The organism is Defluviimonas sp. D31 (assembly GCF_033436765.1).
GTDB lineage: Bacteria > Pseudomonadota > Alphaproteobacteria > Rhodobacterales > Rhodobacteraceae > Albidovulum.
Genome location: NZ_JAWQFN010000005.1, coordinates 106,719 through 127,427, shown reverse-complemented (window position 1 = coordinate 127,427; position 20,709 = coordinate 106,719). Strand labels below are relative to the sequence as shown.

General features: G+C 67.4%; 20 protein-coding genes. 8 read left to right on the top strand and 12 right to left on the bottom strand.

Annotation, left to right across the window (positions count from 1 at the left end):
• Nucleotides 1–38 precede the first annotated feature (38 nt).
• Both R5H32_RS11185 and R5H32_RS11180 read right to left on the bottom strand, forming a co-directional pair.
• Nucleotides 39–1,079, bottom strand: a complete 1,041-nt coding sequence (locus tag R5H32_RS11185; RefSeq protein ID WP_318338765.1) for a permease — start codon at nucleotides 1,077–1,079, stop codon at nucleotides 39–41.
• Nucleotides 1,072–1,422, bottom strand: a complete 351-nt coding sequence (locus R5H32_RS11180) for a metalloregulator ArsR/SmtB family transcription factor (protein ID WP_318338764.1) — start codon at nucleotides 1,420–1,422, stop codon at nucleotides 1,072–1,074. The genes R5H32_RS11185 and R5H32_RS11180 overlap by 8 nt, the downstream gene beginning before the upstream one ends.
• Nucleotides 1,423–1,531: 109 nt before the next feature.
• Here R5H32_RS11180 and R5H32_RS11175 point away from each other — a divergent pair, with 109 nt between their 5' ends.
• Both R5H32_RS11175 and R5H32_RS11170 read left to right on the top strand, forming a co-directional pair.
• Nucleotides 1,532–2,128, top strand: a complete 597-nt coding sequence (locus R5H32_RS11175; protein WP_318338763.1) for a uracil-DNA glycosylase family protein — start codon at nucleotides 1,532–1,534, stop codon at nucleotides 2,126–2,128.
• Nucleotides 2,121–2,915 (top strand): SseB family protein, encoded by a 795-nt coding sequence (locus tag R5H32_RS11170; protein WP_318338762.1) that lies wholly within the window; start codon nucleotides 2,121–2,123, stop codon nucleotides 2,913–2,915. The genes R5H32_RS11175 and R5H32_RS11170 overlap by 8 nt, the downstream gene beginning before the upstream one ends.
• A 3-nt stretch (nucleotides 2,916–2,918) precedes the next feature.
• On the opposite strand, the gene R5H32_RS11165 is transcribed toward R5H32_RS11170, so the two are convergent.
• The 8 genes from R5H32_RS11165 to R5H32_RS11130 all read right to left on the bottom strand — a co-directional run bounded on the left by R5H32_RS11165 (nucleotide 2,919) and on the right by R5H32_RS11130 (nucleotide 13,350).
• Nucleotides 2,919–3,860 (bottom strand): glyoxylate/hydroxypyruvate reductase A, encoded by a 942-nt coding sequence (locus R5H32_RS11165; protein WP_318338761.1) that lies wholly within the window; start codon nucleotides 3,858–3,860, stop codon nucleotides 2,919–2,921.
• 2 nt (nucleotides 3,861–3,862) lie between these two features.
• Nucleotides 3,863–5,002: a rod shape-determining protein RodA gene (rodA, locus tag R5H32_RS11160; protein WP_318338760.1), complete on the bottom strand. Its 1,140-nt coding sequence runs from the start codon at nucleotides 5,000–5,002 to the stop codon at nucleotides 3,863–3,865.
• Nucleotides 4,999–6,939: a penicillin-binding protein 2 gene (gene mrdA, locus R5H32_RS11155; protein ID WP_318338759.1), complete on the bottom strand. Its 1,941-nt coding sequence runs from the start codon at nucleotides 6,937–6,939 to the stop codon at nucleotides 4,999–5,001. Before mrdA ends, rodA begins: the two co-directional genes overlap by 4 nt.
• Nucleotides 6,936–7,475 carry a rod shape-determining protein MreD gene (locus R5H32_RS11150; RefSeq protein ID WP_318338758.1) on the bottom strand — a complete coding sequence of 180 codons (540 nt, stop codon included), beginning with the start codon at nucleotides 7,473–7,475 and terminating at the stop codon, nucleotides 6,936–6,938. Before R5H32_RS11150 ends, mrdA begins: the two co-directional genes overlap by 4 nt.
• A complete protein-coding gene (gene mreC, locus R5H32_RS11145) occupies nucleotides 7,468–8,394 on the bottom strand; it encodes a rod shape-determining protein MreC (RefSeq protein ID WP_318338757.1) in 927 nt (308 codons plus the stop codon). Before mreC ends, R5H32_RS11150 begins: the two co-directional genes overlap by 8 nt.
• 34 nt (nucleotides 8,395–8,428) lie before the next feature.
• Nucleotides 8,429–9,466 (bottom strand): rod shape-determining protein, encoded by a 1,038-nt coding sequence (locus R5H32_RS11140; protein WP_263338377.1) that lies wholly within the window; start codon nucleotides 9,464–9,466, stop codon nucleotides 8,429–8,431.
• A 540-nt stretch (nucleotides 9,467–10,006) separates the two neighbouring features.
• Entirely contained in the window at nucleotides 10,007–11,569 is a 1,563-nt protein-coding gene (locus R5H32_RS11135; RefSeq protein ID WP_318338756.1) for a 2-isopropylmalate synthase, read from the bottom strand.
• A gap of 233 nt (nucleotides 11,570–11,802) precedes the next feature.
• Complete coding sequence (locus R5H32_RS11130; RefSeq protein WP_412099017.1) at nucleotides 11,803–13,350, bottom strand: MORN repeat-containing protein; 1,548 nt, start codon at nucleotides 13,348–13,350, stop codon at nucleotides 11,803–11,805.
• 242 nt (nucleotides 13,351–13,592) lie between these two features.
• Here R5H32_RS11130 and R5H32_RS11125 point away from each other — a divergent pair, with 242 nt between their 5' ends.
• The 5 genes from R5H32_RS11125 to R5H32_RS11105 all read left to right on the top strand — a co-directional run bounded on the left by R5H32_RS11125 (nucleotide 13,593) and on the right by R5H32_RS11105 (nucleotide 18,245).
• Nucleotides 13,593–15,251, top strand: a complete 1,659-nt coding sequence (locus R5H32_RS11125) for an NAD+ synthase (RefSeq protein ID WP_318338755.1) — start codon at nucleotides 13,593–13,595, stop codon at nucleotides 15,249–15,251.
• Nucleotides 15,252–15,342: 91 nt separating this feature from the next.
• On the top strand, nucleotides 15,343–16,296 hold the full coding sequence (locus R5H32_RS11120) for an endonuclease/exonuclease/phosphatase family protein (RefSeq protein ID WP_318338754.1): 954 nt from the start codon (nucleotides 15,343–15,345) through the stop codon (nucleotides 16,294–16,296).
• A 36-nt stretch (nucleotides 16,297–16,332) separates the two neighbouring features.
• The gene (locus tag R5H32_RS11115) at nucleotides 16,333–16,758 is read left to right on the top strand and encodes a DUF1801 domain-containing protein (protein ID WP_318338753.1); all 426 of its coding nucleotides are present in this window, start codon (nucleotides 16,333–16,335) and stop codon (nucleotides 16,756–16,758) included.
• A gap of 110 nt (nucleotides 16,759–16,868) precedes the next feature.
• A complete protein-coding gene (locus tag R5H32_RS11110) occupies nucleotides 16,869–17,888 on the top strand; it encodes an SH3 domain-containing protein (protein WP_318338752.1) in 1,020 nt (339 codons plus the stop codon).
• 51 nt (nucleotides 17,889–17,939) lie between these two features.
• Nucleotides 17,940–18,245 carry a hypothetical protein gene (locus R5H32_RS11105; RefSeq protein WP_318338751.1) on the top strand — a complete coding sequence of 102 codons (306 nt, stop codon included), beginning with the start codon at nucleotides 17,940–17,942 and terminating at the stop codon, nucleotides 18,243–18,245.
• A gap of 22 nt (nucleotides 18,246–18,267) precedes the next feature.
• Here the strand turns inward: R5H32_RS11105 and R5H32_RS11100 are convergent, their stop codons facing one another.
• Nucleotides 18,268–18,675, bottom strand: coding sequence for a metallopeptidase family protein (locus tag R5H32_RS11100; RefSeq protein WP_318338750.1), 408 nt, complete (start codon nucleotides 18,673–18,675; stop codon nucleotides 18,268–18,270).
• A gap of 75 nt (nucleotides 18,676–18,750) precedes the next feature.
• On the opposite strand from R5H32_RS11100, the gene gltX reads away from it, so the two are divergent.
• Nucleotides 18,751–20,073, top strand: a complete 1,323-nt coding sequence (gene gltX, locus R5H32_RS11095; protein ID WP_318338749.1) for a glutamate--tRNA ligase — start codon at nucleotides 18,751–18,753, stop codon at nucleotides 20,071–20,073.
• 61 nt (nucleotides 20,074–20,134) lie between these two features.
• On the opposite strand, the gene R5H32_RS11090 is transcribed toward gltX, so the two are convergent.
• Nucleotides 20,135–20,704: a gamma-glutamylcyclotransferase family protein gene (locus tag R5H32_RS11090; RefSeq protein WP_318338748.1), complete on the bottom strand. Its 570-nt coding sequence runs from the start codon at nucleotides 20,702–20,704 to the stop codon at nucleotides 20,135–20,137.
• Between the last annotated feature and the right edge of the window lie 5 nt (nucleotides 20,705–20,709).

The following is a 20,709-nucleotide window of genomic DNA, read 5'->3' as shown; positions in this document are numbered from 1 at the left end:
GCGGAAAACCGCACAGGGGGCAACGGTCGGTGGAACGGTCAGGCGATGCTCTGCCAGAGAAGGCCGGCGATGACCGAGCCGGCAAAGGCATAGCCGAGATAGGCCGCGAAGACGCGCGGCTTCACCAGCGCCCAGACGGCGATCGCGGCGGGGATGCAGCTCACGCCGCCCGCGAGCATGAAACTCATCGCCGCGCCGTTCGACATGCCCTGATTGAGCAGCGCGTCGACGAGCGGCACCGCGGCGTAGCCGTTCAGATAGGCCGGTGCGCCCAGAAGCGCGCCGAGCACGATCGGCCCGAGGCCGGGACCGCCGACGAGGCCGGCGATCCACTCGGCGGGAACATAGCGGATCATCACCGCCTCGACCGCATAGGCGAGCGTCAGCCATTTCAGAAGGAAACCCGCATTCTCCAGAGCCGCAGAGCGGAAGGTGGCGCGGCGCGCGGGGTCATTCCAGAACCGCCAGACCGGCGTCCCGGAAAACGGTGTCTTCGAGCTGCAGCAGCTTGTCTCGCACGTCGGCGCACTCCGCGCCCTGAGCGGATCGCGGAGGACGGGCGTCGCGGCGAAGGCCCAGGTGCCGAATCCGCCCATCAGCCCGAGCCCCACCGCAGCGGCGGTCTTGGCGAGCGCGAAGTCGAGCCCGAGCGTCCCTGAGGTGATCAGGAACATCGCCGGGTCCATCAGCGGCGAGGCGAGCCAGAAGGCCATCACCGCGCTCAAGGGCGCGCCGAGCGCGAGGAGTGCTGCGATGAAGGGGATGACCTCGCAGGAGCAGAACGGCGCGAGCCCGCCGACGACGGCGGCGAGCACGATCATCCGCGTCTCGCGCCCTTGGAAGGCGCGGGCGACGAGGTTCTCGGCGCCGCTGGCCTTGAGACCGCCGATGGCAAGGACCGCGAAGGCGATGAAGGGCGCGGTATCCAGAAGCGCGCCGCCGGTGAAGCGCACGACGGGCCAGAGTGCCGCGGCATCCATGACCGCCACCGCCGCCAGGAGCGCCGCGAGCAGAAGCCAGGCGCGGTCGACGCGCGCGCCGTGGCCGTGCCCGGCATGGGAATGGGCGGTTTCAGCCATGATGGTGCCTCTTGTCGGCGCAATCGGCGCAACACTCGCGCAGCAGGAAGTCCGAAAGTGCGCGAACCCGCTCGTAGGCGACGGCCGCGCAGATGATCGACCGGCCCTGCTTCGTCTGGCTCACGAGGCCGGTATGCGCGAGAATCTTCAGATGATGCGTCAGGGTGGAGCCGGTCACGCCACACCGTTCGCCGAGCGCACCGATCGTCAGCCCCTCGGACCCTGCCCGCACCAGAGCGCCGAGCACCGCGAGTCGCTGTTCGGAACCGAGCGCGGCGAAGGTCGAGGCGGCGACTTCGACGGGAATCTCCGAGATCGGGGCAGGGGTGGCTGTGTGTTTCATATTTCTAAATTTATAGAAATATCGTTCCGACGCAATAGATATTTCTAGGATCGTCGAAGTAAGGAGATTCCGGGTTTTCTCGCGCCGGCCAGCCGGGCAGAGTGCGGCCATGACCGTGACCGAGGAGATCTCCGCCTGCCGGCTTTGCGCCGGGGACTTCGCGCGGACCGCGACCGCACATGAGCCGCGCCCGGTCGTGTGGTTCTGGCCCGCGGCGCGGGTGCTGATCGCCGGCCAAGCGCCCGGCGCGCGGGTCCATGCCTCGGGCCGACCCTTCACCGACCCGTCGGGTGACCGGCTCAGGGATTGGCTCGGCCTTGACGAGGCGGATTTCTACGACCGCGACCGGGTGGCGATCGTGCCGATGGCCTTCTGCTTCCCGGGCTACAGCGCGAAGGGCGCCGACCTGCCGCCGCCGCGACGCTGCGCGGAGACCTGGCACGGCCGGGTGATGGCGGGGTTGCCGGAGGTCCGCGTCACCTTTCTCGTTGGCGGCTACGCGCATCGCTGGCACCTCGGTTCCGGGGTGGCGAAGCGTGGTGTGACGGAGACGGTCGCAGGCTGGCGCGACCACGCGCCGCGCGTCTTTCCCTTGCCTCATCCGTCCTGGCGCAATACCGGCTGGCTGAAACGCAATCCCTGGTTCGAGGCCGAGCTCCTGCCGGCCGCGCGGGCGCGGCTTTCGGAGGTTTTAAACGATGGTTGAGACGATTCTGGACCGTGCCCATGCGGCGATGGCGGCAGCGCCCGAGGACGACACGGCTCGGCTGCGCTTCTACGAGCGGCTGGCCGATGCGGAGCTGTTCCTGCTCCTGCAGGCGGAGCCGGTGGACGACGCGGTCGCACCGCAGCTCTTCGTACTGGAGGAAGGGCCGTTCGCGGTCGCCTTCGACAGCGAGGAACGGCTTGCGGCCTTCGCCGAGGCGGTGGTGCCTTATGTCGCCCTGCCTGGTCGGGTGGTGGCGCGGGAACTGGCGGGGCAGGGCGTCGGGCTCGGGCTCAATCTCGGCGTCGCGCCGTCGGAATTCCTGATGCCGGCCGAGGCGCTCGCCTGGCTCGCCGGGACGCTCGACCATGCGCCGGAGCACGCCGAGGCGCGGCCGATTTCGGTTGCGGCCCCGGCGGGGCTGCCCGAGGCGGTGGTCGCGGCGCTCGATGCCAAGCTCGCGGGGCTCGCCGGGCTGGCGCGGGCGGCGCATCTGGTGGCTGTCGGCTACCAGGGTGGCCGGCGCGGGCATCTCCTCGCCTTCGAAGGAGCGCGGGCCGGGGCCGAGGCGGCGCTCGCCAAGGCGGTGTCCGAGGCGCTGGTCTTTTCCGGAATCGAGGCGGGAGAGATCGACGTCGCCTTCCTGACAGCGGACGACGCGCTCACGTCGCGGATCGTCCGCGTGGCGCTCAGGTTCGACCTTCCGGAACCGCAGTCGGAGACGGCGCAGGTGCTGGCGCCCTCGGCGCCGGGCATGGACCCGGCGCGGCCGCCGAAGCTGCGCTGAGGCTCAGTAGCCGAGCGAGCGGTCGACGCGGTGGAGGAGGGGCTCTCCCGCCTCGCCGCGGCGGATGTTCTCGGCCACGACGCGGGCGGCGGTGGCGGGGCGGGTCTCGGCGGCGATGTGCGGCGTGACGGTGACCTTCGGATGCGCCCAGAACGGGTGGCCGGGGGGCAGCGGCTCTTCCCGGAAGACATCCAGCGTCGCGTGGCCGATCTGGCCTGCATCGAGCGCCGCGAGAAGTGCTGCGTCGTCGATCAGCGGGCCGCGGCCGGGATTGATGATGACAGCGCCTTCGGGCATCAGCGCCAGTCTTCCCGCGGTCACCAGGTCGCGCGTATCCTCGGTGAGCGGCAGCAGAAGCACGGCGATCTCGGCGCGCGACAGGACGTAGGCAAGGCCAACCTCCCCGGAATGGCAGTCGATGCCGGGGATCGACTTCGGGCTGCGGCTCCAGCCCATGACCGGGAAGTTGAGCGCCGCGAGTGCGGCGGCGCAGGCCTGGCCGAGCGCCCCGAGACCGAGCATCGCCACGGGCCGCTCGCGCGCGAGCGGCGGCAGCGTCGAGGCTTGGCGCCAGACGCCGTCCTGCCGGTGGATATGCGTGTCAATGCCGAGGTGGTGGCGCAGGACATGGCCGGTGACATATTCAACCATGCCTTCCGTCAGGCCCTCATCGACCATCCGCGTCAGGGGCTGCGTCAGCGTCGGATTGGTGACGATCCGCTCGACCCCGGCCCAGAGGCTCAGGACCGCCTTGCAGCGGGTATAGGGCGAAAAGTCGGTGACCGGCCCGTCCGGCGCGTAGATGATGTAATCGACCGCCGCCGGGTCGTGCACGGTCACCGACAGCTCGGCCGCGATCCCGAGGTCGGCCAGCGCGGCCCCGAGCGGTTCGCGGTAGGCCGGCCAGCGATCGGCCCCGGCGGCGAAGTGGATCTGGATCGGCATCGTCACCTCGGTCGGTGGATATGGGCGCTTTGGACGAGGCCGAAGGCGCCGAGAAGGATGATCATTGCTGTGCCGCCATAGGAAACGAGCGGCAGCGGCACGCCGACGACTGGCATCAGCCCGGTCACCATCGACATGTTGACCATGAAGAACAGGAAGAACGTACCGCCGACGCCGAAGGTCAAGAGCGCCGAGAACCGGTCGCGGTTCGACAGCGCCGACTGGATGCAGAAGACGAGGATCAGCACATAGAGCGCGAGCAGCGAGACCGCGCCGACGAAGCCGAACTCCTCGGCCAGCGTGGTGAAGATGAAGTCGGTGTGCTTTTCAGGCAGGAAGTTCAGCCGCGACTGGGTTCCCTGCATGTAGCCCTTGCCGGCCCATCCGCCGGAGCCGAGCGCGATCTGCGCCTGGGTGATGTTGTAGCCCGCACCCAGTGGATCGGTGCTCGGGTCGAGGAAGGTGTCGATGCGGCGGAACTGGTAGTCCTTGATCAGCTGCCAGTCGGTGCCCCGGCTTTCGAACACCGTGAACACCAGCCCGACGGCCAGCGCGATCACCGCGGCGAAGTACCAAAGGCTCACCCCGGCCACGAACATCACGATGCCGCCCCCGGCGAGCAGGAGAATAGCGGTGCCGAGATCGGGCTGTTTCAGCACGAGGAAGGTCGGCGCCAGCACGATTACCACCGGGATGATGACCCACAAAGGATGCGAGACCTTCTTGATGTCGAGCCAGTCGTAATAGGCCGCGAGCAGCATCACGAGCGAGATCTTCATCAGCTCCGACGGCTGGAGCCGCAGGGGGCCAAGCTCGATCCAGCGCTGGGCGCCCATGCCGATCGTGCCGAAGATCTCGACCGCGACCAGAAGCAGGAGCGAGACGAGATAGGCAACCGCCGAGAGGTTGCGCCAGAACCAGATCGGCACGAAGCCGATGGCGAGCATCGCCACGATGCCGACCGCGAACCGCTCCATCTGCGGTTCGGCCCAGACCTCGATCCGCCCCCCCGCGACCGAATAGAGCATCAGGAAGCCGACCGAGGCGACCGCGGTCAGCAACAGAACCAGCGGCCAGTTGACATGGAGGACCTTGCGCAGGCCCGTGGGAACCGTCTTGACGTTGTATTCAAGGTAGCTCATGCCCGCGACCGGCCTCCGCTCGGCAATTCTGGCTCGATAATCTGCAGCTGCTCGCGCCCGGCCTCGATCCCCTCCCTCTGGTCGGCGGGGTAGGCGGTGAGCGGCGGGAAGCCCTCGTTCAGCGCCTGCAGCACGATGTCGCGCGCGATCGGTGCCGCAGCGACCGAACCGCCGCCGCCATGCTCTACCACCACCGAAACGGCGATCCGGGGCGCTTCATAGGGCGCGAAGGCAACGTAGAGCGCGTGGTCGCGCCGCTCCCACGGCAGGTCCTCGTTCTTGGTGACGCCGCGGGCGCGTTCGGCGGCCGTGATGTTGCGCACCTGGCTCGTGCCGGTCTTGCCCGCCATCCACATCGTCTCGTCGACGATGCGCGAGCGGTAGGCGGTGCCGCGCTGCGAGTTCGACACGTCGAACATGCCTTTGCGCACGGCGCGCAGCGCGTTCTCCTTCAGCCCGAGCGAGGGCGGCTCGGCCAGAGGAACTTCCACCCCGTTGATCGAACGGACAAGACGCGGCATCACCTCGAGCCCGGTCGCGATCCGCGCGCTCATCACCGCAAGTTGCAGCGGCGAGGCGAGGACATAGCCTTGGCCGATCCCGGAGTTGAGCGTGTCGCCCATCATCCAGCCCTGACCGTATTTCTCCTGCTTCCACTGCTTGTCCGGAGCGAGCCCTTCCGAGATCGCCGACATCGGCAGGTCGAAGCGCACCCCGATCCCGAGCCGCCGCGCCATCGCAGCCACCGCGTCTATGCCGACGCGCTGGGCGGCCTCGTAGTAATAGACGTCGCAGGATTGCTGAAGGCTCTCGGTCAGGGCGACATGGCCGTGGCCGCCGCGTTTCCAGCAATGGAAGCGGCGGTTGCCGAGCTTGGTGTAGCCCGGGCACCAGACGGTGTCAGAGGTTCCGATCACGCCCGCCTCGAGCGCCGCGAGCGCGACCACCATCTTGAAGGTCGAGCCCGGCGGATAGGCGCCCTGAACCGACTTGTCCGCCAGCGGGCGGTGGTCGTTCTCGGTCAACGTGCGGTATTCGGGGCCGGAGATGCCACGCACGAACATGTTGGGATCGAAGCTCGGTGCAGAGTTGATCGCCAGGATGTCGCCAGTTCTGACGTCCATCACCACGGAGGCGGCGCTTTCACTGCCAAGACGGGCCTGGACATAGTTCTGCAGCCGCCGGTCGATGGTGATCTGGACCGCGGCGCCCGTGTCGCCTTCCTTGCGGTCGATCTCGCGCATCACGCGGCCGGCGGAGTTCACCTCGATCCGGCGCGAACCCGCCTTGCCGCGCAGATCCGCCTCGAGCTTTGCCTCGACCCCGATCTTGCCGATCTGAAAGCGCGGGATCTTCAGCAGCGGATCCGGGTCTTCGATCTTCGACAGGTCGTAGTCGCTGACCGGGCCGACATAGCCGAGCACATGGGCGAGGTCGGGGCCGAGCGGGTAATGGCGCGACAGGCCGACCTCGGTCGTGATGCCTGGCAGGGCAGGGGCGTTTACCGCGACACGGCTGAATTCCTCCCAGCTCAGGCGGTCAGCGACGCTGATCGGCAGCGTCGGCGTGCGGCCGGCCTCCTTGAGCGTGCGCTCGCGGTCTTCGTCGGACAGCGGGATCAACTGAGAGAGCCGGTCGAGCACGGCTTCGGTGTCGCCGGCATCCTCCTTGATGATGGTGATGCGGTAGTTCTGCTCGTTGCTGGCGACGACCGCACCGTTGCGGTCGACAATCAAGCCGCGGGCGGGTGGCAGCAGCCTCACCTTAATGCTGTTTTCCTCGGCCAGAAGGCGGAACTCATCGGCCTGGTCGACCTGCAGGTAGCGCATCCGGTAGGCGAGCGTCCCGATGAAGACCGCCTGGAGCGAGGCGAGCATCAGGCCCCGCCGGCTGATCGTGCGGAAGCTTTCCTGGCTGTCGCGGGGGGGGCGTCTCATCGCCGTCCTCCTCGGGTGTCGGGTTCGCCCCGGGCGGGGCTGCGCAGCCGGAGCGCCGCGAGCGTCGCCGCGAGGACGAGCGGGAAGGCAAGGCCCGTGGCGAGGGCGTGAAGCACCGTCGGCCCGAGGCCGATCTGCGGCACCATGAAGACCGTGAGCACGAACCAGTTGGCAAGCATCATCGCAAGGATCAACGCGCTCGCCATGCTCCATTCCACGGCGAACGGCAGATCGCGCAAGGTCGCTTCGCGAGCGCGCAGGAATTCGGTGCCGAGAAGAACGATCAGCGCCCACAACCCCGGAGGACGCATCGCCAGGATGTCATCGACGAGGAACACGAGCGCAATCACCAGCGCGGGGACATAATCCGGCCGGCGCATCACCCAGACGAGCGCGAGACAGAGAATGAGGTCGGGCGCGGGGAAGCGCGCGGGTACTGTGGACAGCGGCAGCAGCCGGACGAAGAGGATCGCCGCGGCGAGGCCGAGGAAGAGGAGGCAGTAGCGTGCGCGCCGGGCGGTCGCGGGATCAACCATCGCCGGCCTCCGCCTGCGGCGCCGCCTCGGCGGCGGGAAGGGGCTCGGCTCGGGGCGGGACGGCCGGGGCGATCAGCCGTCCGGGCGCGGTGATCCGCTCGGCGGGGTGGCTGCGCAGCACGCGCAGGAAGTTCAGCCGCTCGTAATCGGCGGCGAGCCGCACCCGTAGCCGGCGGTCCTTGTCCAGCTCGACCTGGCCGACGAGAAGCCCGGCCGGGAACACGCCGCCATCACCCGAGGAGATCACGCGATCGCCGGGGCGCACCTGCTCGGGCGATTCTAGGAACTCGACCGGAGGCGCGGCGGAATTGTCGCCCACGAGCATCGCCTTCTGGCCTGAGGGCTGGATCGTCACCGGGATACGGCTCGACGCATCGGTGAGCAGGATCACCCGGGCCGTGGTCTGGCCGACACCAGAGATCCGGCCGACGAGACCGAGCCCGTCCATCGTCGCCCAGCCGTCGACGATGCCGTCGCGCGCGCCGACATTGAGCAGCACCGACTGCCGGAACGGCGAACCGGCGTCGGCCAGAACGACACCGGAGACCGAGGTGAGCTTGGGATCGAGCCGGACCTGGTTCTGTGCGAGAAGCTTGGCGTTCTGCTGTTCAAGCTGAACCGCCGCCTCCTTCCAAGCCTTCATTTGCTGCAGTTCGCGGCGCAGTTCCTGGTTCTGCTCGTAAAGGCTCGCATAGGATTGGAAACCCTCGACCATATCCACGAACTTCGTCACCGGCAGCAGCGCCCAGTCGAGGTTCGGCACGACGCGGTCGATGAATGCCGCACGGAACCGCTCGACCCGCGGGCTGTCGATGCGCCAGATCAGGAAGGTCAACGCCATGACGAAGGCCAGCGCCCCAATCAGGATGCGGCGCATGGGCGTGCGGAATTCTATGCCGGATCTGTGGTCTCGGGCCACTTGAGCCTCGCGGTCGGGGCGCTGGGCCGGAGCCTCAGCTGTCGTAGTCTATCACATGGCGGAGCTGTTTTTCATACTCCAGCGCCTTGCCGGTGCCAAGCGCCACACAGCTCATCGACTGGTCGGCGATGGAGATCGAAAGCCCGGTCTGCTCGCGCAGCGCCAGGTCCAGCTCCCCGAGCAGCGCGCCGCCGCCGGTCAGCATCACGCCGCGGTCGACGATGTCGGCGGCGAGGTCGGGCGGCGTGGCTTCGAGCGCGGTCATCACCGCCTCGCAGATCTGCTGGACCGGCTCGGCCAGAGCCTCGGCGACCTGGGCCTGGTTGATCTCGATCTCCTTCGGCACGCCGTTCAGCAGATCGCGGCCGCGGATCTGCATCGAGGCGCCGCGCCCGTCATCGGGCATCCGCGCGGTGCCGATCGAGGTCTTGATGCGCTCGGCGGTCGACTCGCCGATGAGAAGGTTCTGCTGGCGGCGGAGGTGGCTGATGATCGCCTCGTCCATGCGGTCGCCGCCGACGCGGACCGAGCGCGCATAGACGATGTCGCCGAGCGAGAGCACCGCGACCTCGGTGGTGCCGCCGCCGATGTCGACGACCATCGAACCGGTCGGGTCGGTGATCGGCATGCCCGCGCCGATCGCCGCCGCTATCGGTTCCGCGATCAGCCCCGCGCGCCGCGCGCCGGCGGAAAGCACCGACTGCCGGATCGCCCGCTTCTCGACCGGGGTGGCGCCGTGGGGCACGCAGACGATGATCTTCGGCTTGGAGAAGGTGGTGCGCTTGTGGACCTTGCGGATGAAATGCTTGATCATCTCCTCGGCGACGTCGAAATCGGCGATGACGCCTTCGCGCATCGGCCGGATCGCCTCGATCGAGCCAGGGGTGCGGCCGAGCATCAGCTTGGCATCCTCGCCCACCGCGAGCACCTGCTTCTTGCCGTCCTTGACATGGTAGGCGACGACGGACGGCTCATTCAGAACGATCCCCTTGCCGCGCATGTAGACGAGCGTGTTCGCCGTCCCAAGGTCGATCGCCATGTCCGACGAAAACAGCCCGCCCCAACTTGCCATGTCCAAATCCTGTCCCCAACAGATCCCGGCCCGCGACTCGTACCCGCAGGCCGCGTCTCTTATAGGCTTCCGGCTCCAGAGGCGAAAGGGGCGTCATTTCACACCTTCGCGGGAATCTGCCGCTATCAAAATATCATCATTAATGGAAATTATTTGGAGATAAAGTGGAATTTTATTTCACTATTCAAACATTTTCTTGCAAGCCACGCGCTGATTTGGTCTCGCGCCGGCCGCGACCAAGCTCGCCACGTCTGGCGCGGCGCTGGCATTTTGACGGTGGATCGTGGAGGAGTTGTGTTCAGGCGACGCTGCGTCCGCTGGAGGTACTGGCGTGGATTCTCGCACGTTGACGCCATGCGTTTGGGCCCGCCGCGGGCGAGGCTGTCTACTCCGGAAGCCCCGATGATGTGTTGGGCCGTGGCGTGATTGCGAGCATGCGGTTTGATCCGAACGGCCGGGCAGTCCCGTCCGGGTGGAACGCGGGTTCGAGCCTGTGAGGCATAAGGCGGGGCCGCCTGGGTGCGCGGCCCCGCGGGTTGTTCAGCCGGCAGACTTCAGCTCGTCCTCGGGCTTGGTCTTGGCGCGCCGCACCACGAGGTTGTTGAGCGCGCTGACATAGGCGCGGGCCGAGGCGACGACCGTGTCGGTGTCGGAGGACTGGCCGGTGACGATCTTGCCGTCCTCCTCGAGCCGGACCGAGACCGTGGCCTGCGCATCGGTGCCCTCGGTCACAGCATGGACCTGGTAGAGCGCGAGCCGCGCGTCGTGCGGGAAGAGCTTCTTCACCGCGTTGAAGGCCGCGTCCACCGGTCCGTCGCCCTGCGCCGTCACCTGGTGGTCCTTGCCGTCGATGGTCAGGATCAGGTCGGCCGATTGCGGCGCCTCGGTGCCGCAGATCACCCGCAGGAACTTGACCTGCATGTGGTCGCCCGCGGCTTCCGACGCCTGGTCGGTCATGAGGGCCACGAGGTCGTCGTCATAGACCTCCTTCTTGCGGTCGGCGAGCGCCTTGAACCGCACGAAGACGTCGTTGAGCTGGTTGTCGGCCAGATCGTAGCCGAGGTCCTTCAGCTTCGAGCGGAGCGCCGCGCGCCCGGAATGCTTGCCCATCACGAGGTTGGTGGCGGCGAGGCCGATATCCTCGGGGCGCATGATCTCGAAGGTCTCGGCGTTCTTCAGCATCCCGTCCTGATGGATGCCGCTTTCATGCGCGAAGGCGTTCTTGCCGACGATGGCCTTGTTGAACTGTACCGGGAAGCCCGAGACGGCGGCGACGCGGCGCGAGATGTTCATGATCTTCGTCGTGTCGATGCCGGTCCGGTAGGGCATGATGTCGTTGCGGACCTTCAGCGCCATCACGACCTCTTCCAGCGCGGTGTTGCCCGCGCGCTCGCCAAGCCCGTTGATCGTGCATTCGATCTGCCGCGCGCCGGCCTCGACGGCGGCGAGCGCGTTCGCCGTCGCCATGCCGAGGTCGTTGTGGCAGTGCGTCGCAAAGATGATCTCGTCGGCGCCGGGCACCTTCTCGATCAGCATCCGGATCAGCGCGGCGGATTCGCGCGGCGCGGTGTAGCCCACGGTGTCGGGGATGTTGATCGTGGTGGCGCCGGCCTTGATCGCGATCTCGACCACGCGGCAGAGGTAGTCATGCTCGGTCCGGGTCGCGTCCATCGGCGACCACTGCACGTTGTCGCAGAGGTTGCGGGCATGCGTCACCGTGTCGTGGATCCGCTCGGCCATCTGGTCCATGTCGAGATTGGGGATGGCGCGGTGCAAGGGCGAGGTGCCGATGAAGGTGTGGATGCGCGGGCGGCGCGCATGCTTCACGGCTTCCCAGCAGCGGTCGATATCCTTGAAGTTCGCCCGCGCGAGGCCGCAGATCACCGATTGCTTCGCCTGTTTCGCGATGTCGCTCACCGCCGCGAAATCACCCTCCGAGGCGATCGGAAAGCCCGCCTCGATGATGTCGACACCCATCTCGTCGAGCATCTCGGCGATCTCGAGCTTCTCGTCATGGGTCATAGTCGCGCCGGGCGACTGCTCGCCGTCGCGCAGCGTCGTGTCGAAGATCACCACGCGGTCTTGCTTGGATTTGTCGGTCATCGTCCTGATCTCTCTTTCGTTCCTTAGCATTGCCTGGCGCTGGTCACCTCTGAGCGGTCGCGCCCAAGGGCACGCTCAGAGGCAGCTAAGGAGGAGAAGGGCACGGGGCGGCAGGGCGCGCAGGGCACCCGATGCGGCGTGGATATGCTGGCTCCGTGTCATGGGGCGCGACTATACGCACGGCGGGCGAAAGGAAAAGCGAAAAATCACCCCGTCCGCCCCCCCCGCCTGTCCTAGTTTGCGGGCGCTTCCCCGGCCGTGGCGCCGTCGGCCGGCTCGGAAGCGGGTTCGGCCGGTGCCGGTGCCGCCGTGGCGTCGTTGCCCGCGGCCGGGTCGGTCGCGGGCAACGCATCGGGCTGCGGCTCGGGCGCGGCGGAGGCCGGGTCCGGCTCGGCCAGCCTGTCGTCGCTCCAGGTGCCAGAGGCGGTCTCGCCGGTGGCATAGCGCATGATTCCCTGGCCCTGGCGCTTGCCGGCCTTGAAGCTGCCCTCGTAGATGTCGCCGTTGGGATAGGTCGCGGTGCCCTCGCCATCGATCTTGCCTGCCTTCCAGTCACCAGCATAGCGGAAGCCGTCGGGCATCACGATCTCGCCCTTGCCGTCGCGCTGGCCCTTCTTGAAGGCGCCGGTATAGACCGCGCCTTCGGCATAGGTCGCCACGCCCTCGCCCTCGCGCGCGCCGTTCTTCCAGGTGCCGACGTAGGAATAGCCGTCGGGATAGGTCATCTTGCCCTGGCCGTGATTCTTTCCGGCCTTGAACGCGCCTTCGTAGACAAGGCCGTTGGTGTACCGCGCGACGCCCTCACCCTCGATCACGCCGTCCTTCCACTGGCCCTCGTAGGAGGCGCCGTCGGCATAGGTGATCTTGCCGGTGCCGTGGGCGAGGTCGCCGGCGAAGTCGCCCTCGTAGACCGAGCCGTCGGGATAGGCGACGCGGCCCTTGCCCTCGATCCGGCCCTCGGCCCAGTCGCCCTCGTAGACGTAGCCGTCGGTGCCGGTGAACGTGCCCTTGCCCTGGCGCTGGTCGGCGACGAAGCCGCCCTCGTAGACATCGCCGTTGGCATAGGTGACCTTGCCCTGGCCCTGACGCTTGCCGGCCGCGAGCTCGCCTTCGTAGATGTCTCCGTTCGGCTGGGTGAGCTTGCCCTTGCCGCTCATCTGGCCCTCGGCCCATGCGCCTTCGTAGACAAGCCCGTCGGCGAGCGTGAGCTTGCCCTGGCCGGCGCGTTGGCCGCGCAGCATGTCGCCTTCGTAGATCGCGCCGTCGGGATAGGTGATGGTGCCCTTGCCCTCCTTGACGCCCTTCACCCAGTCGCCCTCGTAGACATAGCCGCCGGGGCTCTCCATCCGGCCCTTGCCGTGATGCAGCGCCTTCTCGAAGCTGCCGGTATAGGTGACGCCGTTCGCATAATGCGCGGTGCCTTCGCCCTGGATCTCGCCGTCGACCCAGTCGCCCTCGTAGGTGCCGCCGTCGCCGAAAGTGATCTTCCCCTTGCCGTGCGGCTTGCCCTTGACGAAATCGCCCTCGTAGACCGAGCCGTTCGGATAGCGCGCGGTGCCCGTGCCGAGGATCTCGCCCTCGACCCAGTCGCCGGAATACTCGTAGCCGTTGGGCAGCCGGTAGGTTCCCTTGCCGTGCTGCTTGCCGTCCTTGAACGTACCCTCGTAGATGCCGCCGTCCTCGTATTCCTTGGTCACGACATCCTGACCGGCCGCGGCCCCCGCCGCGGTGACCATGACCGCCAGCAAAACCGACCGAAGTCCTGCACCGTCGATGCGCATCATTTCCCGCTCCGCCTTTTCGATCGCCGCCGCCGCGCCGCCCGGACCGGACGCATGGCGGCGCGCGGGCGCGGCTGCTCCGGACCGGAGCGCCGTCGCCGCCCCGCGCCGACCCTAATTCCGGCATGGCCCGGTGACAAGCCATGCGGCAACACGTGGGGCGGACCGCCGCCGTCCGGGATCAGTCTTTCCCTCGGCGGCAGGTTTGGTAATACGGAACCCAGCAATTCCCTGGAGCCCGCATGGCCGATACGTTCCGCCTGACCCTCGCCCAGCTCAACCCGATCGTGGGTGCGCTGGCCGCCAACGCCGCGAAGGCCCGCGCCGCCTGGGAGGCCGGCCGGGCCGCCGGCGCCGACATGGTCGCGCTGACCGAAATGTTCATCACCGGCTACCAGACCCAGGACCTGGTGCTGAAGCCCGCCTTCACCGAAGCGGCGATGGCCGCGATCGAGGCGCTGGCGCGTGACTGCGCCGATGGCCCCGCGCTCGGTATCGGCGGGCCGTGGCGGGAGGGCGACAAGCTCTACAACGCCTACTGGGTGCTCAAGGGCGGCAAGGTCGTGGCGCGGGTGCTGAAGCATCATCTGCCGAACGAGGCGGTCTTCGACGAGGAACGGTTGTTCACCTCCGCCCCGGTGAGCGGACCCTATGCGATCGGCCCGGTGCGGGTCGGCTCGCCTGTCTGCGAGGACGCCTGGTTCGACGACGTGACCGAGACGCTGGCCGAGACCGGGGCGGAGATCCTGCTCGTGCCGAACGGCTCGCCCTATTACCGCAACAAGTACGACACCCGCGTGGCGGTCATGGTGTCTCGGGTGATCGAGACCGGGTTGCCGCTCGTCTATCTCAACATGGTCGGCGGCCAGGACGACCAGGTGTTCGACGGCGGCTCGTTCGTGCTCAACGCCGGAGCCGGGCTCGCCATGCAGATGCCGGTCTTCGACGAATGCATCCGTCACGTCGAGTTCCGCCGCACCGACAAGGGCTGGCAGGCAGAGCGGACCGAACTCGATCCGGTTCCGGACGAGTGGGAGCAGGATTACCGGGCGATGGTGGAATCGCTGCGTGACTACCTTGGCAAATCGGGTTTCGGAAAGGTGCTGCTCGGGCTCTCGGGAGGCGTCGATTCCGCGCTGGTGGCGGCGATCGCCGCCGACGCGGTGGGGCCAGAGAACCTGCGCTGCGTCATGATGCCGTCGGAATACACCTCGGCCCATTCGCTGGAGGATGCGGCGAGCGTCGCGAAGGCGCTCGGCTGCCGGCTCGACACGGTGCCGATCTCGGGGCCGCGGGCCGCAGTGACGGAGGCGCTCGCGCCGCTTTTCGAGGGCACCGTGCCGGGGGTCGCCGAAGAGAACATCCAGTCGCGGCTCCGCGGGCTTCTCTTGATGGCGCTTTCGAACAAGTTCGGCGAGATGCTGCTCACGACCGGCAACAAGTCCGAGGTCGCGGTCGGCTATGCCACGATCTATGGCGACATGGCGGGCGGCTACAACCCGCTGAAGGATCTCTACAAGACCCGCGTCTACGAGACCTGCCGCTGGCGCAATGCAAACCACCGGCCTTGGATGAAGGGGCCGGAGGGCGAGGTGATCGCCGACCGGGTGATCGCCAAGGCGCCCTCGGCGGAGCTCCGGCCGGACCAGAAGGACGAGGACAGTCTGCCACCCTATCCGGTGCTCGACGCGATCCTCGACCGGCTCGTGGACCGCGACCAGTCGGTGGCCGAAGTGGTGGCCGCGGGCTTCGACCGCGACACGGTGAAGCGCGTCGAACAGCTGGTCTTCACGAGCGAATACAAACGGTTCCAGTCGGCACCGGGGGTGCGGCTGACGCGGAAGGCGTTCTGGCTGGACCGGCGCTACCCGATCGTGAATCGCTGGCGGGATGACACGTAGCGTTTTTGCTGATTGAATGATCAGTCAAAAAAATTCTTGCGCGAATCTTCAACGTATTTGACCATCGGGCGTCCATAACAGGGAGACGTTCATGAAGACGTATTTGGTAACTGGGCTTGTCGCAGCGCTGCTGGGGGCGGGTTCGGCACATGCCGAAACGACGCTTCGCATCATGAGCTACAATATCTGGGGCGGCGGTGGGAACGAGGGCAAGGGCGTCGAGGAAACCGTCGCCGTGCTGAAGGCCGCCAATCCCGACATCATCGGGATGCAGGAAACCCGGCTAGAGCCCGAAGACTGCACCGCCGAGGCTTGCGCCGCGGTTGGCGAGAGCGTGGCGAAGCAGATCGCCGAGGCGCTGGGCTATTATTACTACGACCAGAGCCAGGAAAACGTCGCCCTCTGGGCAAACGCGATCCTGTCGCGCTATCCGATTGGGACGCCGACCGCGCATGATCTTGGGGTGCCGATCAATGTGAACGGGGTGACGGTCTGGGCCTTCAACATCCACCACGATGATGAGCCCTATCAGCCCTACCAGCTTCTGAGCATCGAATACGGGCCCGCCCCCTTCATCAAGGCCGAGGCCGAGGCGCAGGACTGGGCGACTAAGACGCGCGGGCCCGCGATGGATCTGCTCTTCGAGGACATGGCGGCGGCGGACGGTGCCGCGGCGGTCTTCGTCTTCGGCGATTTCAACGAGCCCTCGGAGCACGACTGGACCGATGCCGCCGTCGCAGCCGGGCAACAGCCGGTCAAGGTGGAATGGCCGACGACGCACCGCCTGTCGGAGGCCGGGTTCGTCGACACCTACCGCGCGGTCTGGCCCGACCCGGTCGCGAAGCCCGCCTATACCTGGACCCCGCAGGGCGATGAGGCGGATCCCGAGGACCATCACGACCGCATCGACTTTGCCTTCGCGAGGGCCGAGGGGCTGACCGTCACCGGCGCCTGGATCGTCGGCGAGACGGGGCCGCGCACCGATCTCGCGGTCGATCCCTGGCCCTCGGATCACCGGGCGACGCTGGCGGAGGTATCTTTCTGACTGGACACGAACTGCGGGACGGGACGAGACTTGGCTATGGCCAACAAGACCGTCCCGACCACCCTTTCCGTTCAGGACTTCATTGCCGGGGCCGAGCCACCTGCGCGGCGCGATGAGGCGCTGCGGCTCGATGCGCTCTTTCGCGAGGTCACCGGGTTCGAGCCGGTGATGTGGGGGCCGTTGATCATCGGCTACGGGCGCTATCATTACCGCTACGCGAGCGGGCGCGAGGGCGACTTTCTCGCCACCGGATTTTCGCCGCGGAAGGCCGCGCTGACGGTCTACATCATGCCCGGCTATACCGACTTCGGTCATATCCTCAAGGATCTCGGCAGGCATAAGCTCGGAAAATCCTGTCTATACATCAGCAAGTTATCCGATATCGACGAGGCGGTTCTGGCGCGGTTGATTCGGGCCGGACTCGATGGCCTTGCGAGACACTGGCCTGTCGAGAGCCGTTGACAGTTTCACATTTGGCCGATGACGCACCCTTGTGCTAGGCTCCCGCGAAACACGCATTTTTTTCGTTTCGTTGCGGGGGCTGAGTTTTGTTGGCGCGTATCTTAACAGGCATGACCCTGTGGCTTCTGGCGTTGTCGATACCGGTGATGGCGCAGGATATCCGGACCGAACAGGTCCGGTTCGCGGCGGGCGCCTCGAGCGCGTCGATCCGGGACGAGATCGAAGGTTACAAGTCGGTGTCCTACATGGTCGGGGCCGAGGCGGGGCAGCGGATGTCAGTAACGCTCGCGCCATCCAACCTGGCGACTTATTTCAACGTCTATGGGCCGGGCAGCGGCCCCGGCGACGAGGCGATCGCCAACAGCAGTATGACCGGCCCGAACACCCCCGACCTGAACCGGTTCGACGCCGAACTCACGGCCTCGGGCGAATACACGATCTCTGTCTATATGATGCGTTCCGCGGCGCGGCGTGGCGAACGGTCGAGCTTTACGCTGGAAATCGGCATCAGCGGCGCCACGGGCGCGGTTGTCGAGGGCGACTTCGCAGACGGGCTTCAGGGCGGCCCCGATTTCTACCGGGTGAACACTTCGGGCGGGGGGCTCAACCTCCGCGCCGGGCCGTCTTCGGGGGCGGGCGTGGTTACCCGGGTCGAGAACGGCACCGAGCTGCGCAATCTCGGGTGCCGCATGGCGGAGGGGCGCCGGTGGTGCCAGGTCGCGACGCTTGCGGATCCCGGATACGAGGGCTGGGCGGCCGGGGAGTTCCTGGTCGAGGGCACCGGCTCGGCGGTCGCGCCCGCCGGGCAGGCCGGCGGCACCTCGACGGAAAGGGTCCGGTTTGCGGCCGGCGCGGGTGGTGCCGAGCTGACCGGGGCGCTGGCTCCAGGCGAGTCGCGGCGTTACGTTCTGGGCGCGCAGAACGGGCAGTTCCTCTACGTCCGTGTCGCGACCGGCAGCCCGGATGTGTCTTACCAGATCTTCAATCCCGACATGTCGTTTCTGCTCGACCAGATTCCCGCGCGCCAGGAATACCGCGGCCAGCTCTGGCAGACCGGTGAACATGTCGTGGAAGTGATCAACCGGGGTGGGAGCCCCGCCGAGTACAATGTGATTTTTGGTATCGAGTGACGCCGTGTTCGGGCTTTATCCAAAAATTCAGCGAAACGGGGAGATTTAACGATGCCGAGAAGAATCATACTGGGAGCGGTGGCACTTTCGGCCATGTCCCTGGCCGGCTGTGTCGAGGACACCGGCGGGGGCGGGACCAGCGCCCCGATGCCGACGGAGGCGGATCAGGCCTGCCTCAGGGCAGTGACCGCCGAGACGAACAATCCCGATGTCACATTGCTCGGGTCGAGCTTCTCGGAGGCCGGCACCGAAGTGATCGTGGGCGTCGGTCCGGACCGCGCCCGCTGGCAGTGCATCGCCTATTCCGACGGCACCACCACCAGGCCGATGTCGCTGACGGACGAGGGCAGCCTCTGATCCGGGGCGCCTCGGGCGCCCCTCACTCCCACCAGCGGTCGATCGTGGCGATCTGCTCGTCGGTCCAGCCGAAATGGTGGGCGAGTTCGTGCACCATCACATGCGCAACGAGCTGGCCGAGCGTGACGTCGCCGCGCTCGGCCCATTCGTCCAGGATCGGACGGCGAAAGAGCCAGATCGTGTCGGGCCGGTCGACGATGTCCATCACCGACTTCTCGGTGAGCGGGATCCCCATGTAGAGCCCGGTGAGCTGAAACGGATCCTCGATGTCCATGTCCTCGAGGATGTCCTCGGGCGGGAAGTCCTCGACCCGGAGCACGATCGCGCGCGCGGGCGCGGCGAAGGCGGGCGGCAGGTCCGCGACCGTCGCCCGCGCCATATACTCGATCGTCTCGAGATCGGGCGCGGCGCGCCCCAGCCAGTCATTCATGCGTATCTCCTTGGCCCCCATCATATGGACAAAATGCGCGCCCTGTGAAAGAGGGGGCGCGACAGGAGACATCCCATGACCGTGACCCGTTTCGCCCCGTCGCCGACCGGCTACATCCATGTCGGCAACCTGCGCACCGCGCTGATGAACTATCTGATCGCCCGAAAGACCGGCGGCACCTTCATCCTGCGCCTCGACGACACCGACCGGGAACGCTCGAAACAGGAATATGCCGACGGGATCAAGCAGGATCTCGAATGGCTCGGCCTGCACTGGGACCGGGTGGAAAAGCAGTCCGAACGGCTCGGCCGCTACGGCGAGGTGGCCGGGGATCTGCGAAAGACGGGCGACCTTTACGAGGTGTTCGAGACGCCGACCGAGCTCGACCTCAAGCGCAAGAAGCTTCTGAACATGGGCAAGCCGCCGGTCTACGACCGCGCGGGGCTGGCGCTGTCGGACGCCGAGAAGGACCGGATGCGCGCCGAGCGCGAGGGTTACTGGCGCTTCAAGCTCGACCAGGGGCGGACGGAATGGGCTGACGGCATCCTCGGCGACGTGTCGATCGACACGGCCTCGGTCTCCGATCCGGTGCTGATTCGGGCGGACGGACAGGTGCTTTACACCTTCGCCTCCTCGGTCGACGACATCGACATGGGGATCACCCATATCGTGCGCGGCGCCGACCATGTGACCAATACCGCGACGCAGATCCAGATCATGCACGCCATCGGGGGCACGCCGCCGGCCTTCGCGCACCATTCGCTCCTGACCGGCCCGCAGGGCGAGGGCCTGTCGAAGCGGCTCGGCACGCTGTCGTTGCGCGACCTCAGGGCACAGGGCGTGGCCAAGGAGGCGCTTCTGAGCCTGATGGCGCGGCTCGGCTCGTCGCAGCCGGTGGAGCTGAAGATGTCGATCGACGAGATCGCCGAGGGGTTCGATCTGAGCCAGTTCGGAGCGGCGCCGACCAAGTTCGACGCCGAGGATCTCTGGCCGCTGACGCGCCAGCGCAACCAGGCGCTGCCCTTCGAGGCGGTGAAGGAGCGAATCGCCGGGCTCGGCGTGCCGGTGGCGATGGCCGAGCGTTTCTGGCGCGTCGCATCGCAGAACATCACCACGCTGGACGATCTCGAGGGCTGGTGGGTGCTCTGCCGCGACGGGGCCGAGCCGGTGATCGCGGCGGAGGATGCCGAGTTCGTGCGCGAGGCGATGGCGCTCCTGCCCGAGATGCCCTTCACCGAGGCGACCTGGGGGGAGTGGACGGGAGCCGTGAAGGAAAAGACCGGGCGGAAGGGCAAGGGGCTGTTCATGCCCTTGCGGCTGGCGCTGACCGGCCAGCCGCACGGGCCGGAGATGGCGGAACTCATGCCGCTTCTGCAAAAGCTGCGCGCCAAGGGGTGAGGTCGCGGTGGGGGTTTCACACCCCCACACCCCCGTGGGGTATTTTTTGCAACGAAGAAGATCAGGGGCGGCGGCGGATGAGGCCGAGCGCGTCGAGATGGTCGTCGGTGAGGCGGCGCTCGGCCGCGGTTGTTCTTTGGTGGCGCGTGTAGTGCGGCGCGGCCCGGTCGTCGAGGATCGCGGTCCAGCTCGTGGTCGTGGCGAAGAAGCGCGCGACGCCCGGCTCGCCGAATTCGCGCAGGAAGCCCTGCACGACCGTATCGAGATAGCTCAGGAGGATCGGCTGGTCGTTCGCCGGCAATCCGTGCGCCTCATCGACCGCGTAGATCTCGACCCGGCGGGCCCAGCCGGGTGTCGCCGTCAGGCGGTCGCGGGCGAGGGGATGGCGCAGGTAGGCGGCCTCGCGCTGGTCGAGGAGCGCCCAGTCGTCGCGCGGCACTGCGGCCACTAGGCCGTCGATCTCTGCTTCGGCCGGCTCGGCGGAGAGATAGGGCCATGGGCGGAGCCGCGTGTGCCGCCAGACCCGGCGCCAGCCCGCGAGCCGCGCCGGTTCGCCGGGCGCATAGTCATGCGTCGCCCGGTTCACGAGCGAGCCATAGCCGAAAAAAGCGGGGTGTCTGTCGCCGGTCACGCTGT